This window comes from Actinomadura keratinilytica, from assembly GCF_039539665.1.
GTDB lineage: Bacteria > Actinomycetota > Actinomycetes > Streptosporangiales > Streptosporangiaceae > Spirillospora > Spirillospora keratinilytica.
Genome location: NZ_BAABDO010000007.1, coordinates 36,251 through 50,521, shown reverse-complemented (window position 1 = coordinate 50,521; position 14,271 = coordinate 36,251). Strand labels below are relative to the sequence as shown.

Annotated in this window: 12 protein-coding genes; 9 read left to right on the top strand and 3 right to left on the bottom strand. The window is 71.2% G+C overall.

The genetic code is table 11. The annotated features are described in order from the left end of the window. Positions 1-239: 239 nt before the first annotated feature. From ABD879_RS04105 to ABD879_RS04085, 5 genes are all read left to right on the top strand, one after another. Positions 240-623, top strand: coding sequence for a DUF5318 family protein (locus ABD879_RS04105; protein ID WP_345017561.1), 384 nt, complete (start codon positions 240-242; stop codon positions 621-623). Positions 624-1,296: 673 nt separating this feature from the next. Next, positions 1,297-3,537, top strand: a complete 2,241-nt coding sequence (locus ABD879_RS04100; protein WP_345017559.1) for a transglycosylase domain-containing protein — start codon at positions 1,297-1,299, stop codon at positions 3,535-3,537. A gap of 552 nt (positions 3,538-4,089) precedes the next feature. Then, the gene (locus ABD879_RS04095; protein ID WP_345017557.1) at positions 4,090-6,441 is read left to right on the top strand and encodes a transglycosylase domain-containing protein; all 2,352 of its coding nucleotides are present in this window, start codon (positions 4,090-4,092) and stop codon (positions 6,439-6,441) included. Positions 6,442-6,553: 112 nt separating this feature from the next. Next, positions 6,554-7,966 carry a glycosyltransferase family 87 protein gene (locus ABD879_RS04090; RefSeq protein WP_345017555.1) on the top strand — a complete coding sequence of 471 codons (1,413 nt, stop codon included), beginning with the start codon at positions 6,554-6,556 and terminating at the stop codon, positions 7,964-7,966. Positions 7,967-9,110: 1,144 nt separating this feature from the next. After that, positions 9,111-9,578 carry a barstar family protein gene (locus tag ABD879_RS04085; protein ID WP_345017553.1) on the top strand — a complete coding sequence of 156 codons (468 nt, stop codon included), beginning with the start codon at positions 9,111-9,113 and terminating at the stop codon, positions 9,576-9,578. Positions 9,579-9,683: 105 nt separating this feature from the next. On the opposite strand, the gene ABD879_RS04080 is transcribed toward ABD879_RS04085, so the two are convergent. The 3 genes from ABD879_RS04080 to ABD879_RS04070 all read right to left on the bottom strand — a co-directional run bounded on the left by ABD879_RS04080 (position 9,684) and on the right by ABD879_RS04070 (position 11,882). Then, complete coding sequence (locus ABD879_RS04080) at positions 9,684-10,082, bottom strand: DUF4190 domain-containing protein (RefSeq protein WP_345017551.1); 399 nt, start codon at positions 10,080-10,082, stop codon at positions 9,684-9,686. A 161-nt stretch (positions 10,083-10,243) separates the two neighbouring features. Further along, on the bottom strand, positions 10,244-11,017 hold the full coding sequence (locus tag ABD879_RS04075; RefSeq protein WP_345017549.1) for a deoxyribonuclease IV: 774 nt from the start codon (positions 11,015-11,017) through the stop codon (positions 10,244-10,246). A gap of 559 nt (positions 11,018-11,576) precedes the next feature. Beyond that, positions 11,577-11,882, bottom strand: coding sequence for a hypothetical protein (locus tag ABD879_RS04070; protein ID WP_345017548.1), 306 nt, complete (start codon positions 11,880-11,882; stop codon positions 11,577-11,579). A 227-nt stretch (positions 11,883-12,109) separates the two neighbouring features. Here ABD879_RS04070 and ABD879_RS04065 point away from each other — a divergent pair, with 227 nt between their 5' ends. The 4 genes from ABD879_RS04065 to rpsR all read left to right on the top strand — a co-directional run bounded on the left by ABD879_RS04065 (position 12,110) and on the right by rpsR (position 14,259). Then, positions 12,110-12,280 (top strand): hypothetical protein, encoded by a 171-nt coding sequence (locus ABD879_RS04065; RefSeq protein WP_345017547.1) that lies wholly within the window; start codon positions 12,110-12,112, stop codon positions 12,278-12,280. A gap of 692 nt (positions 12,281-12,972) precedes the next feature. Next, complete coding sequence (gene rpsF / locus ABD879_RS04060) at positions 12,973-13,263, top strand: 30S ribosomal protein S6 (protein ID WP_285496791.1); 291 nt, start codon at positions 12,973-12,975, stop codon at positions 13,261-13,263. A gap of 46 nt (positions 13,264-13,309) precedes the next feature. Beyond that, positions 13,310-13,819: a single-stranded DNA-binding protein gene (locus ABD879_RS04055; RefSeq protein WP_345017545.1), complete on the top strand. Its 510-nt coding sequence runs from the start codon at positions 13,310-13,312 to the stop codon at positions 13,817-13,819. 203 nt (positions 13,820-14,022) lie between these two features. Next, positions 14,023-14,259 (top strand): 30S ribosomal protein S18, encoded by a 237-nt coding sequence (gene rpsR, locus ABD879_RS04050; protein WP_026403973.1) that lies wholly within the window; start codon positions 14,023-14,025, stop codon positions 14,257-14,259. Positions 14,260-14,271: the final 12 nt, after the last annotated feature.

The following is a 14,271-nucleotide window of genomic DNA, read 5'->3' as shown; positions in this document are numbered from 1 at the left end:
TCGGTCGGCCGTGGGCCGGGGCCGTCCGGGCCGCGGGATGTATCGAGTCAATGTATCGATTCGATACATCGCAAAGATACGTAGCTCCCATGCTTCCTGGCAAGTGGCCCAACCCCGGAAATCCGTACCGTCTACCCCTGGCAGGAGGGGGTTTCGTCACCTTCCGTACTGGTTTGCGATCTTTCCAGGCATGCCGGTGCGACGTACGCTGCTGGCATGTCGGGGCGGAGGGACCGCCGATGAGGCCGCGCCTGGTCGTCGACTACGGCCTGGCCAAGCGGGCGGCGCTGGCCCGGCTGCGGTCCGGTCGGCTGGCCCGGGACGACGCGTGCGACGCGCATCCCTACCTGCTGCGCGCGGCCAAGTACCACGGCGAGCCCACCGACAAGCGCTGCCCGGTCTGCCGGCGCGAGCGCCTCACCCACGTCACCTACGTGTACGGGGACGAACTCGGACGGTACGCGGGCCGCGTCAAGGCGACGTCCGAACTGGCCGAGATGGCCCGGGAATATGGCGAATTCCGAGTCTTTGTTGTCGAGGTATGCCAGGGTTGCGCCTGGAACCATCTAACGGTGTCATACGTCCTCGGGCACGGAGAGGAGCCCCGCGGCCAGCGGGGATAGGCCCTCCGGGTCACGCGTTCCGCCCGGCGCGCCAGCGCGGGGCCGGACGAGCGGATCGTGCACAGCCGTCTCCCGCTCATCAGCGTGCACAGTAATCTTCGGACGACGCACCATCCGTACCCCCCGTTGATGAGGTCGCGTGAGTATTCCAAGCCAGCCCCGACCAGGACCCGGGTCGCAGTGGCCGGGCGGGCAGAACGGTCCCCGCTCCGGCCGGCCCGGGATGCCCAGCAGGCAGGGCATGCCGAGCGGCGGCGACGCCGCCTCGGGCATGCCCGGCCGCCCGCCGCAGCCGGGTCGTGGTCCCGGCGGGCGAGGAGGCGCACCGAGCGGACCGGGCGGCGGCATGGGTAGGCCGCAGGGCGGTCCGGGACGTCACAGCGCGGGCCGGGTGCCCCCGGGCCCCGGTGGCGGCGGATCGCGCCGCGCCGCCAGCGGCATGCCCGGCGCACCTGGTGGTCCGGGGCGTCCAGGCGGTCCGGGTGGGCGCGGTCCGGGCGGTCCAGGGGGGCGAGGCCCCGGCGGTCCGGGCAGGCATGGCGGCGGCCCCGGCGGCCCCGGCGGACGCGGGCGCGGCCCCCGCGAACCGGAGGACCGCGAACGCAAGTGGTACGACCACCTGCGCTCCCGCCCCACCGGCTGGCGCCGGTTCCTGCCCTCGTGGAAGCTCGTCGTGGGCGGCGGCCTGTTCAGCTTCCTCGGCCTCGCCGCGCTGATCGGCGTCGCGTACGCGCAGACGCCGGTGCCCGACCAGGGCAACGAGGAGGCCACCAAGACCGCGGCGATCTTCTACTACCGGGACGGCAAGACCGAGATCGGCCGGTTGGGTACGAACCGGGTGCCGGTCACTTTCGATCAGATCCCGGAGCATGTTCGCTATGCGGTGATCGCCGCGGAGAACCGCACCTTCTACACCGACAGCGGATTCTCGGTGAAGGGCATCACCCGGGCGGTGTGGAACAACCTCACCGGCGGTGAGACCCAGGGCGGTTCGACCATCACCCAGCAGCTCGCCAAGAACTACTACCTCACGCCCGAGCAGACGATGAGCCGAAAGTTCAAGGAGATGTTCATCTCCTTGAAACTGGAGGACAAGCTGGGCAGCAAGAACAAGATTCTTGAGCTGTACCTGAACACCATCTACTTCGGCCGCAACTCCTACGGCATCCAGGCCGCGTCCAAGAGCTTCTTCGGCAAGGACGTCAGCAAGCTGTCGCCGGACGAGGGGGCGCTGCTGGCCGCCATCATCCAGCAGCCGGGCCGGTTCGACCCGCGCAGCGACGACGCCGAGGCCGTCAAGCAGACCCAGGCGCGCTACCTCTACGTGCTCGACGGCATGCGCAAGATGGGCAAGCTGAGCGACGCGGACTACGCCAAGTACAGCCAGCGCATGCCGCAGACCAAGGAGATCGGCGGCAGCGCCACCTTCGGCGGCCAGAACGGCTACATGATCAAGCGGGCGCTGCGCGAGCTGCAGCGCGACCAGGGCATCAGCGAGGACGAGGTCATCCGCAACGGCCTGCGCGTCGTCACCACCTTCGACCGCAAGAAGATGGTCGCGGCCAAGCAGGCCGTGGAGAAGTCGGTCCCCGGCGTCGACCCCAGGAAGCTGCTCAAGCAGCACGTGCGGCTGGGCCTGACCTCGGTCAACACCACCAACGGCGAGGTCGAGGCCATCTACGGCGGGCCGGACTACCTCAAGCAGTCGTTCGACAACGTGTGGGCGGGCTCGGCGCAGGCGGGCTCGGCGATGAAGCCGTACGTGCTGGCCACCGCGCTGAAGAACGGCTGGAGCCTGCGCACCACGGTGGAGAACCGCTCCGGCGTGTCGTTCAACGGCAGCGGCCAGGTCGTGCCCGCCGGCACGCCCGGCGCGCTCGCCCCCATCCGCAACAGCCACTCCGGCCCGGCCGCGATCGACCTGATCAAGGCCACCCAGGAGTCGAGCAACACCGGGTTCGTGCAGCTGGCGCTGAAGGTCGGCGTCCCGAACGTGGCGGAGACGGCCGAGAACGTGGGCATCTCGTCCGACCTGGTCGAGCCGTACAAGAACCAGGCCGGTCTGGCGCTGGGCATCAACGACATCCGGCCCATCGAGCAGGCCGCCGGGTACGCGGTGTTCGCCAACGGCGGCACGTACTACCAGCCGCACGTCGTCCGCGAGGTCCGCACCAAGGACAACGCGGGCGAGTACAAGAAGCTCAACTGGAAGGTCCGCAAGGACGTCTTCTCCGAGAACGTCACCCGCGACGTCACCTACGCGATGCAGCAGGTCGTCAAGCCGGGCGGTACCGCGACGGCCGCGGCGCTGTCCGACCGGCCGGTGGCCGGCAAGACCGGTACCACCGAGAAGAACGTGGCGACCTGGTTCGTCGGCTTCACCGCGAACCCGAAGCTGTCCACGGCCGTGACGATGTTCAACGACAAGAAGAAGACGTTGTACATCCCGGGCCTGGGCGAGATCTCCGGTGGTGTCGTCCCCGCGCGGATCTGGCACGCCTACACCGCGGCGGTCGCGCAGGGCACCACGCCCGAGCAGTTCGCTCCGCCGGTGTTCGGCGGCGACCAGCAGACGTTCGGCAAGACGACGCCCACGCCGACGGCGAGCGAGACGCCCGAGGACCGCGAGACGGAGCAGCCCGACTGCGAGGACCCGCGCAACCGGCGCCACCCGAAGTGCGCCCAGCAGACGCCGACGGCCCCGACGACGCCGTGCCCGCCGGGGCAGGGCAACGGCAACTGCCTCCCCTCGTCGACGCCGACGCCGCCGAACAACGACAAGTTCTGCGAGTACTTCCCGAACCATCCGCGGTGCCAGGGGAACGACGACGATGACGACGACTCGAACGATCCGACCAATCCGAATCCGCAGCAGCAGTCGTCACCGCTGACCTACTCGAGATCAAGGCCGTAGCGCCACGACCCACCGCGAACGGCCCCGCCCCGGGCGACCCCCGGGGCGGGGCCGTTCGCCGTACCGGGGCGACGTTCCGCTCGCCCGCGCGCCCCTCCGGCTGCCGCCCCGTCATGACGCCGCGCGCGTGCCGACGTGCGCAGTACCCTCGGACGACGCAGGTCCCTCGACACCGAGCAGGAGTGAATCGCGCACAATGCCGGGCCCGAGCGGCCGCGGACGCACCGGTCGTCCCACCGTGCGACCGTGAGCGGCCGGTCGTCGGCGCGGAGCCCGAAGGTACATTCGCCTAACGAAGGCGGCAGAGTAACTACCTGATGAGGTCGCGTGAGCTACCGAAGCCAGTACGGACCGGAACACGGAGAGGGCCCGGCGCGGCGGTCGGGCTCCTACCCGCCCGGTGGGGCGGGGGCGTCGGGCGGCGGTGCGCCGGACCTGGGTCCCGCCTCGGGAACGGGGGGAAGACCGGGCGGAAGAGTCTCGGCGCGCGGAGCACCGGGGCGAAGACGGCGCGGCGCCCCGCCTCCGGGGCATAGGGCCGCGGCATCTCCGATGCCCGGCGGGGGGCCGCCGTGGGAACCCGGCGGACCGGGCGGCCCCGGGGGGCCGGGCTCCGGCGGCGGGGGGCGTGGACGCGCCCGCCCCGGCAAGCCCCCCAAGGCCGGATGGCGGCGCTACGCACCGTCCTGGAAGATCCTCGCCGGGCTCACGGCGCTCGTCATGCTCGCCGGGGTGACCCTGTTCGCCGTCGGCTACACGATGACGCCGATGCCCACCAAGCCGCAGGACGGCGTGACCGACGAGGGCTCGGCCATCCTCTACGCCGACGGCAAGACCCCGATCGTCCGGCTCGGCGCGCACCGCGAATCGGTCCCATTGGACAAGGTGCCCGAACACGTCCGCAACGCCGTGCTCGCCGCCGAGGACCGCGGCTTCTACCAGGAGAGCCTCGGCGTGTCCCCCAAGGGCCTGGCCCGCGCCGTGTTCAAGACCGCGATCGGCGGCGACACCCAGGGCGGCTCCACGATCACCCAGCAGCTGGCTCGAAACTATTACAAGGGGCTCAGCCAGGACCGCACTCTCAGCCGCAAGATCAAAGAGATCTTCGTCTCACTCAAGATCGGCGAGAAGCTCTCCAAGGACAAGATCCTGGAGATGTACCTCAACACGGTCTACTTCGGCCGCCAGGCCAACGGCATCCAGGCCGCGGCCCGCGCCTACTTCCACAAGGACGTCGGCAAGCTGACCGTCGCCGAGGGCGCCCTGCTGGCCGCGATGATCCAGCGGCCCACCTACTTCAAGACCCAGGGCAACGACGAGGCCAACCGGGCGCTGCGCGCCCGCTGGAAGTACGTCCTGGACGGCATGGTCGAGATGGGCGCGCTGTCGGAGGCCGACCGGCAGCGGCAGAAGTTCCCGCTCACCGAACGCGAGTGGACCGACACCAAGCAGACCAACCAGACCGGGTTCATCAAGGAACGCGTGATGGACGAGCTCCGGCAGATCAAGGGCCTGCCGGACGACGTGGAGAACGCCGGTCTGCGCATCACCACCAGCCTCGACCCCCGCTGGATGTCCTACGCCCGGCAGGCGATGGCCGAGGCCGGCGTGAAGAACTGGCCGAAGAACATCGGCACCGGGCTGATCGCCGTCGATCCGGAGAACGGCGAGATCAAGGCGTTCTACGGCGGCGACCCCAAGCGCAGCCAGGTCGACACCGTCTTCACCCCGGGCGCCCAGGTCGGCTCGTCGTTCAAGCCGTACGTGCTGGCCACCGCGCTCAAGAGCGGGCAGAGCATCAAGTCGACCATCGACGGCCACTCGCCGCAGTGCTTCGACGGCAGCGGCGAGAGCCACCCGATCTCCTCCAGCTGCTACACCGTCAACAACGACGAGGGCGACCCGCCGATGGGCGTGATCGACCTGGTCACCGCCACCGAGAAGTCGGTCAACACCGCCTACGTCAAGCTCGGCCTCAAGCTCGGTCTCGACCGGGTGGCCGAGACCGCCGAGGAGTTCGGCATCCCCAAGCGCTACCTCGACCCGCACCGCGACGCCGGCGGTCTGTCCCTGGGCATCGCCAACATCCCGGCGGTGTACCAGGCGGCCGGGTACGCGGCGTTCGCCAACGGCGGCACGTCCGTCACCCCCCACCTGATCAGGAAAGTGCAGGTGAAGACCGAGGACGGCACGTACCGGACGATCCCGCTGCCGTGGGGCAAGGACAAGGGCGAGCGGATCCTCACTCAGGACCAGGCCGCCCAGGCCACCTACGCGATGCGCAAGGTCGTCACCAGCGGCACCGCCACCAACGCGCAGCTCAGCGACGGCCGCCAGGTCGCCGGCAAGACCGGCACCACCGACCGGAACGCCGCGGCCTGGTTCGTGGGCTACATCCCGCAGCTGTCCACGGCCGTGACGATGTTCAACAAGAACGGCCAGAAGCCGATCACCGGCATCCCCGGGTTCCAGGGCAACAGCATCTACGGCGGCACCGTCCCGGCGAAGATCTGGAAGAACTTCATGGAGAAGGTCATCGCCGGGGAGAACCTGCAGCCGGAGACCTTCCCGCAGCCCACCTACAGCGACACCGCCGCCAAGGCGTGGGACACGCCGCCCCCGCCCAGCCCCAGCCCGACGCCGACGCCCTCGCCCTCGCAGACCTGCCCGCCCGGTCAGGAGGAGGGCCCGGACGGGGACTGCCCGCCGTCGTCGCCGTCCCCCTCGCCGAGCATCACGGCCACGCCGCCGATCGGGCAGGTTCCGTGCAACCGGTTCGGCATGCCGGTCGGCTGCAACCCGAACATCCCCCCGTCCGACCCGCCGCCGCGGTGGTGGTGCAACTCGCACCCCTACCACCCCAAGTGCGAGTCGACCGAACCGAACTTCGGGTCGAACGACTGACGGACGCGCAAGCCCGGCCCTTCTGGCGTACTTCGCGAGGGGCCGGGCCCGCGTGCCATAGTGTGCGACCATGTCGCCGTCTTCTTCCGCGGATGGATACGCCGGCTCCGAGGTGAGCGCGGAGGACCCCGCCGCGCCCGCCCCGGCCGGCGCGGGCGGACGCCTGCGCGGCCTGGTGCCCGTGCTGACCGGCGTGACGAGCCTGGTGTGCCTGCTGGGCTGGCTGCAGAAGCAGCCGTGCGCCACCGCCGGGTTCGACTTCGTCAAGACGACGACGCGCGCCTGCTACACCGACATCTACCCGCTGTACTTCGTGCGCGGGCTGAACGAGAACAAGATCCCCTACTTCGACTCCTTCGCCGGCGACACCTTCCGCTACGTCGAGTACCCGGTGCTGAGCGGCGCGTTCATGCAGGTGGTGAACTGGCTGGTCCAGCCGTTCGACGCCGGCGGGCGCGGGATGGCGTTCTACAACGTCACCGTCGTGCTGCTGGCGGTGCTGGCGGTCGTCACCGTGCTGGCCACCGCCTACGCGGCGGGACGGCGCTCGCTGCGCGCGGGCCTGATGGTGGCGCTGTCCCCGTCGCTGCTGCTCACCGCCTACATCAACTGGGACCTGCTGGCCGTCGGCCTGACGGCGCTGGCGGTGGCGGCCTGGTCGCGCCGCGCCCCGGCGCTCGCGGGCGTGCTGCTCGGCCTGGCGATCGCCGCGAAGTTCTACCCGGTGCTGTTCCTGTGGCCGCTCGTCCTGCTGTGCGTGCGGGCGGGGCGATGGCGGGCCCTGGGACGCCTGCTGGCGGGCACCGCCGCGAGCTGGCTGGCGGTGAACCTGCCGGTGATGCTGTTCGCCTGGGACGGCTGGCTGACCTTCTACTCCTTCAGCCGCACCCGGGGCATCGACTGGGGCTCCATCTTCTACTTCCTCCAGGACCACGGCCTGGCGAGCGTGGCCGAACGCGACCAGCTCAACCTGGTGGGCACCGGGACGTTCGCGCTGCTCGCCCTGGCCATCGGCGTGCTGGCGCTGGCCGCCCCCCGCCGTCCGCGCCTGCCCCAGTTGATGCTGCTCGTCCTCATCGCGTTCATGCTGCCCAACAAGGTGTGGTCGCCCCAGTACGTCCTGTGGCTGCTGCCCCTGGTGGCGCTGGCCCGCCCCCGCCTCCCCGCCTACCTGCTGTGGCAGGCGGGTGAGCTCGTCTACTTCTTCGGCATCTGGTGGTACCTGCTGTCGGTGTCCCTCCGCGTGGACGGCGCCGGACTGTCCGCGACGCTCTCGACGCTGCTGGGCTTCGACCTGCCCACCGAGGGCATCGACGCCAACGCCTACTACGTCGCCCTGCTCGCCCGCTTCGTCACGGTTCTGCTGCTCGCCGTGCTGGTCGTCCGCGACATCCTGCGCCCGTCCGGCGACCCCGTCCGCACCGACGGCGACGACGACCCCGCCGGAGGCGTCCTCGATCAGGCCCCCGACACCTTCCGCCTGACCGCCCGCCTCAGCGCCCTCCGCCCCCTCAAGACAACCTGACCACAACCGATGCAGCCGCACCCGAAACAGCACACCCACATCGCCGCCGCATCCGGGTGCCTTGGCGGGATTCGGGAGGCACGCCGGCGCGGCGGCCGCCGGGGGCTGATGCTGATGCGGCCCCACCCGCCGGGTGACGGCGTGACCACAGCGCCGACGTGCCGCCTCACCGGTGCGTGCCTCGCGGGATCCGGGAGTCGCGTTGCTGCGGCGGCATCTGGCTCGGCTGCCGCTGCCGGTACAGCGGCGTCCGCCCCGCTCCCGGTGAGGTGACCCGCGACCCGGATGGCGTGACCAGGTCGCTGACGTGTCCTCCGGCGGGCCGCATCACCGGTGCGCGCCTTGGAGAGTCAGGAGTCCTGGTGGGACGCCGGTGCGGCGGTGTCCGTCCCGCCCCCCGTGACGCGATCCGCGACCGGCCACCGTCCGCAGTGCCGTCCGGCGCGTCGGCGTGCGCCGCGAGTGGCTGCAAATCCTCACCGGTCCCGCCGCTCCGGCGGACTGCGACGCACCGGACTTCCACCGGCGCCTGCCTGCCTATTGGCTGGATGGTTCGTGGGGCGGGGAGGGGGTGCTGTGGCTGTGCTTGGACGGCACCGGAGGGCAAGCGGCGGGCACCGCGCGGGCGTTGCCTCACCGTGGCCGGCCGGACGTCCTCTTCGACGCGCCGCGTGGCTCGGCCCTGCCGTGCCGGTGGAGCGTGACGCATCGCACCGGGCGGCGGCTGACCGGGACGCAAGTTCCTGCCAGCCGGGACGATCAGCGGAGGCGTCTTCGGGGTCGCGAGCGTCATGATGTTGTCATGTTCGTCCCTTCGGTGCGGGACGGGTGCCTGCGTCCGGACGCCCCGGATCACGGCGCCTCAAGGCCCGCGGGGACGCGGACGCGGAAAGGAACGGCTGCCGGCACGTGTGCCGCGAGTGGTGGCGGGAACGGTGGGAGCCATGTCCAGTTCGTCCCCTCGGCCGACGACGGCGCCCGGTCCGGGCGGTGCCGTGGCGCCTGCCCGCATGGCCCTGTCCGTAGGCGCGGACGCCCTGATCGCCCGTTACCGGCCGTGGCGACCCGGAGGGCGCCGATGCCGCCACCGGATGCCGGCGGCCTCGCGAGCCGGAATAACGACTTTGCCGGGAGGTGACGTTTCGTGGATGCGAACCGAGCACTGAACGAGTTGCTCATCGGACGGTTGAAGCCGGGCGTCTACCAGTGGCGGATCCCGCCGACACCCGGCGCCGTCGGCGACACCGGCTGGACGGAACGCGCCCGGGCGGCGGGCTGGCGCGCCTACCACCTCGACGGGCGCCGCGCCCGCGACAAGGACGCCTTCCTGCGCCTGTGCGCCGAGGTCTTCGCGTTTCCGGCGACGTCCGGCGGCGACTGGGACGCGCTGGAGAAGTGCCTGACCGACCTGTCGTGGGCCCCCGCGCGCAACGGCTACCTGGTGCTGTACGAGTCGTGGGCCGAGCTCGCCGAGGCCGACCAGCCGTCGTTCCGCACCGTCTTGGACATCTTCGCCAAGGCCGTGGAGGAGTGGCGGGAGACCGCCACCCCCATGACCGTGCTGTTGTCGAACGTCGGCGTGGAGGTGGCGGGCGTCCCCCGCCTCGCCTGACGGCCGGTGACGCGACGGCGTGACGGCACCCCGAAGGCCCCGGCGGTGATTCCTCCGCCGGGGCCTTCGGCGGCGCCGCCCGTCAGCCTTCGGCGGCGCCGCCCGTCAGTAGGTCGACGTACTCGAGCTGACGCTCCACAGCGCGAAGCCGTAGATCCCGAAGATGACGACCCAGTAGATGATCCACAGGGCCGTGACGACGTAGCCGAGGACGAGGCCGGCGACGGCCTGGCCGTGCCCCTCCTGGCCGGTGCGCTTGATCTGGCTGTGCGCGATGTGGCCGCAGATGATCGCCGGGATGGAGGTCAGCCCGCAGAACACGAAGCCGACGATCCCCAGGACCAGCGAGGCGGTGGCCAGACCGTTCGTGCCCACCACCGCGGGCTGGGCGGACGGGTAGTAGTGGTGCTGCACCGCGGGCTGCTGCTGGTAGGGCTGGGCGTACGGGTCCGGCTGCCCGTAGGAGCCGTATGGGTCCGACGGTCCGTAAGGGGGGTGTGCCATGGGAGTCCCGTTCGTTCTGGGCGCGCTCGCCACGGGGCTGGTTCCGAGCTTCGCCGGTTGTCTCGTGATTGGTGACGGTGTTCGGTTGGACGTTGTCGATCGCTTGCCGGTTCACCATGGTGCCGGACCCGGCCGCGGGCCCGGAAGTGCGCCGGAACCGGTCAGGCCGCCAGGTTGGCGCGCAGCCAGGAGATGTCCTGCGCCTGGCCCGCCTTGGGCGTCTCCACGACCACCGGTGCGCCGGCGGCCCGCACCACCGACAGGATCAGCTCCGGGTCGATGGTGCCGCTGCCCAGGTTGGCGTGCCGGTCGGCCCCCGAGCCGAACGCGTCCCGGCTGTCGTTGCAGTGCACCAGGTCGATCCGCCCGGTGATGGACTTGATCCGGTCGACCGCGTCGATCAGCTCCTCGCCGGCGGCGTGCGCGTGGCAGGTGTCCAGGCAGAACCCGACCTTGGAGTCGAGGTCGGCGACGCCCGACAGCACCTCCCACAGCCGGGCGATCCGGTCGAACCTGCGCGCCATGGCGTTGTCGCCGCCCGCGGTGTTCTCGATGTAGATCGGAACCGGGCAGTCGAGCCGTTCGAAGACCTTGCGCCAGTTCTCGAAGCCGGTCTCGGGGTCGTCCTGCTTCAGCACGTGCCCGCCGTGCACGACCAGGGCCTTGGCGCCGATCGACGCGGCCGCCTCCAGCTGCTGCGCGAGCACCTTGCGGCTGGGCACGCGGATCCGGTTGTTGGACGTCGCCACGTTGATGATGTACGGGGCGTGCACGTACACGTCCACCCCGGAACCGCGCAGCGCCTCAACGCCTTCCGGCAGGACGGGTTTCTTCCAGCCCTGCGGGTCGCCGAGGAAGAACTGGACGACCTCCGCCCCGATCGAACGGGCGGTGTCGAGCGCGTTGTTCTGGTCGACGTGGGCTCCGATGCGCATGTCCCGAGCCTATCCGCGACCTCCGACATCGGCTCGCCGAGCCGTTTCACCTGACCGCACCGGACACCCCTGTTGCCCGTGCAGGCCATGCCCGCCGGTGAGCCGGTGCGTGCTCCGAGGGGCGGCCCCCTGCCCGTTCTGCGTGGTGCACCCAACCCGATCGCACCTCGCCCGGGTGCCCTCTGCGGGTGCACCGGCCGTGTGCTGGGGGGCGGGCGATGGAGGCCGTCTGCCGGGGTGGGACAGAGAGCTTGCCACTGTGGCGGCGGACCTCGGGGGGCAGGCGGTCGGAGGGGGCGCGCGTAGGTTTCGGATCGGTGTCTCAGCCGCCGACGACGGCAGGGCCCTGGCAAGGGGTGATAGCGCCACGGCGGGCCGGATCGTCGAGGCGCGGCGCAGGACGCCGAGCGGACACGGCCAGGGCCGTGCCGTGTCCGGTGCCGGGTGTTGTGAGGCCGCGCGTCCGCGGGAGGCGGACGCGCGGGAGCGGGGACGGGTGTGTTGGCAGTGCTGGGGTCGGGCGGCGAAGGCTGGGGCGCGCCCTCGCACGACGGGCGGGTCAAATGCTGAAGCCGCCGTGGCGCAGTGCGAAGGCGGCGCCCAGGAACGAGGCGATCATGCCGATGACGTTGAGCCAGCGCTCGCCCGTGGTCGCGGAGATCATCTGCGAGAAGAGCGCCAGCGGCAGGCCGATCACGCCCGCCAGCATTCCGAAGAAGTGGGTCGCCGGGATGAATCCCAGCACCAGGGCGATCAGGCCGATCGTGATGGCGGCGATGGCCAGCGCGTTCTCCAGCGGGTGCCGCTCTCCGTCGGTGTTGAGCGTGAGCAACGGGCGCTTTGTTCCGGTCGCCTCGTCGGACATCGGTCCACCCCCTCCAAGTGCGGTCGGGAAGCTCGTCGGGTCGGGGTTCACCTGTGGTTCCGGCCACGGCGGTCGCGGATCGGCGCCGCCGGGCACGGACGACGCGGTAAAGAGATTCCCCACGGTCCGATAGATCAACCGGAGCCGCGAGTGCGGAAACCGTCGGCGGGGACCGGTAGTGTCGAACATGGATTCGAGGCCGCGTGGACACCCAGGAGGTGCCGAAGATGAGGGAGAGCGAACTCGCGGTCATCGGCGACGCGGAGCTCGTCGAGGAGCTGTCGCTGCTGACCACCCAGACCGCCCGCATGCGCGCCCGGATGGCAGACATCATGGCCGAGCTGGAGCGCCGCCGCTGCGCCGCCAGGTCGGCCCCCGCCACCGCGACCCGCCGCTGACGCCGCCTCTCATGAGCGCGATGCGGTGGTGCCGTGGCCGTCGTCCGGGTCCGGCGACGCCGCCGGGCCCGGTGCCGGCGGCGGTCGGGGCGCCGGCGGCGCGTCCCGCCGCCTTGACGACCGGCGCGGGCCGGACCGCTGCGGTGCCCGTCCCCAGGAGCGTCGCCACCGGCAACCCCCACGCACGGCGCCGGTGCGGTGTCAGCGGCGGCATGCGGGGCGTCGCGGGCGACGGCCCTGCGGGCGTCACCCCGGTCGCCGGGACGGCGGTCGGCGGCCGGGGCCCGACACCTCCGGCGAGTCCGGGAGCCGCACCCGCTCGTCCGCGGCCCCGTCTCCGCGACCACCGGACGCCTCGGCGGCGCCCCCGGTCGTCGCCGCGTCCCACAACGTCGACCGGCCCCCGGATAGGCCCCTTGATGCCGCGCTTGCTCAGCCGTCACCTCGCGAGGGTGGCCGGGTTCTCCTTTTGGGTGGACGAAGCCGGTCGAATCGCGGTAGAGCAGGCAGAGTGCCCTGGCGGCAGCCCCGAGAAGGGGTTCGGAGGGCGTCTGAGCTTGGTAGCCTGTACCGGTCTCACGGGCGGTGGTGCCCCGATCATCGGTTCGGTCCGCCGCCGTGGGGGACGCAAGAGCCCTCCTGTCACGGAGAGACCGTGACCGCATCAGTCCAGAGGAGGTAGGGACATAAGCATGCGTCGTTACGAAGTCATGACCATCCTCGACCCCGCGATCGACGAGCGCAACGCGGCCGCGTCGCTGGACCCGTTCCTGAAGGTCGTCAAGGATGGCGGCGGCAGCGTGGAGAAGCTCGACGTCTGGGGTCGTCGGCGCCTGGCCTACGACATCCAGAAGAAGTCGGAGGGCATCTACGCGGTGATCGACCTGACGGCCGAGCCTGCCACGGTCAAGGAGCTCGACCGGCAGCTCAACCTGAGCGAGTCGGTGCTGCGTACGAAGGTCATCCGCCCCGAGGTCCACTGAGCGGGGCCCGGTACCGCACACCAGCCACACCAGCCGGAGCGAGCCCATGGCAGGCGACACCCAGATCACCCTTGTCGGCAACCTCGTCGAGGATCCGAACCTTCGCTTCACCCCCAGCGGGCAGGCGGTCGCGTCATTCCGCGTCGCGTCCACGCCGCGGTTCTTCGACCGCCAGTCGGGGGAGTGGAAGGACGGCGAGGCCCTCTTCCTCACCTGCAACGTCTGGCGGCAGGCGGCCGAGAACGTGGCCGAGAGCCTGCAGCGCGGCATGCGGGTGATCGTGCAGGGGCGGCTCAAGCAGCGCTCGTACGAGACCCAGCAGGGTGAGAAGCGCACCGTGTACGAGATCGAGGTCGACGAGGTCGGCCCGTCCCTGCGCAACGCGACCGCGAAGGTCAACAAGACCCAGCGCCAGGGCGGCGGCGGCTTCGGCGGCCCCGGCGGCGGTTTCGGCGGTGGCGGCCAGGCCGGCGGCCCCGGCGGCGCCCCGATGGACGACCCCTGGGCCACCACCGGCGGTGGCGGGGGCGGGTTCTCCGACGACCCGCCGTTCTGACCCGCACTCGGACATGCCTCGGCTGCGACCCGCCACGGCCGGCCCGGTCGTGGCGGCCGTCGCACCGGGCCGACCCCCTCGACCGCACGGCAGGGGCTCCGCCGGCGGCGCCGGTGGCGGCCTCGCGCCGCGTCGGCCGGCATCCAACCTTGAACACACGTCCATTCCCGCGTGAGCGGGGCTCTCGTTAAAGGAGCACCACGATGGCGAAGCCACCTCCGCGCAAGCCCAAGAAGAAGGTTTGCGTGTTCTGCCAGGAGAAGATCTCCTACGTCGACTACAAGGACACGGTCCTGCTGCGGAAGTTCATCTCCGACCGCGGCAAGATCCGTGCCCGCCGCGTGACCGGTAACTGCACCCAGCACCAGCGGGACGTCGCCACGGCGATCAAGAACGCCCGCGAGATGGCGCTGCTGCCGTACACCAGCACCGCGCGCTGAGTGGGGAGGGAC

What these genes read in the sequence shown, in the direction of transcription:
- ABD879_RS04075 (WP_345017549.1), bottom strand. Translation starts at nt 11,017, where the DNA reads ATGCGCATCGGAGCCCACGTCGACCAGAACAACGCGCTCGACACCGCC.
- ABD879_RS04070 (WP_345017548.1), bottom strand. Translation starts at nt 11,882, where the DNA reads ATGTCCGACGAGGCGACCGGAACAAAGCGCCCGTTGCTCACGCTCAAC.
- rpsF (WP_285496791.1), top strand. Translation starts at nt 12,973, where the DNA reads ATGCGTCGTTACGAAGTCATGACCATCCTCGACCCCGCGATCGACGAG.
- ABD879_RS04065 (WP_345017547.1), top strand. Translation starts at nt 12,110, where the DNA reads ATGAGGGAGAGCGAACTCGCGGTCATCGGCGACGCGGAGCTCGTCGAG.
- ABD879_RS04080 (WP_345017551.1), bottom strand. Translation starts at nt 10,082, where the DNA reads ATGGCACACCCCCCTTACGGACCGTCGGACCCATACGGCTCCTACGGG.
- rpsR (WP_026403973.1), top strand. Translation starts at nt 14,023, where the DNA reads ATGGCGAAGCCACCTCCGCGCAAGCCCAAGAAGAAGGTTTGCGTGTTC.
- ABD879_RS04105 (WP_345017561.1), top strand. Translation starts at nt 240, where the DNA reads ATGAGGCCGCGCCTGGTCGTCGACTACGGCCTGGCCAAGCGGGCGGCG.
- ABD879_RS04055 (WP_345017545.1), top strand. Translation starts at nt 13,310, where the DNA reads ATGGCAGGCGACACCCAGATCACCCTTGTCGGCAACCTCGTCGAGGAT.
- ABD879_RS04095 (WP_345017557.1), top strand. Translation starts at nt 4,090, where the DNA reads ATGCCCGGCGGGGGGCCGCCGTGGGAACCCGGCGGACCGGGCGGCCCC.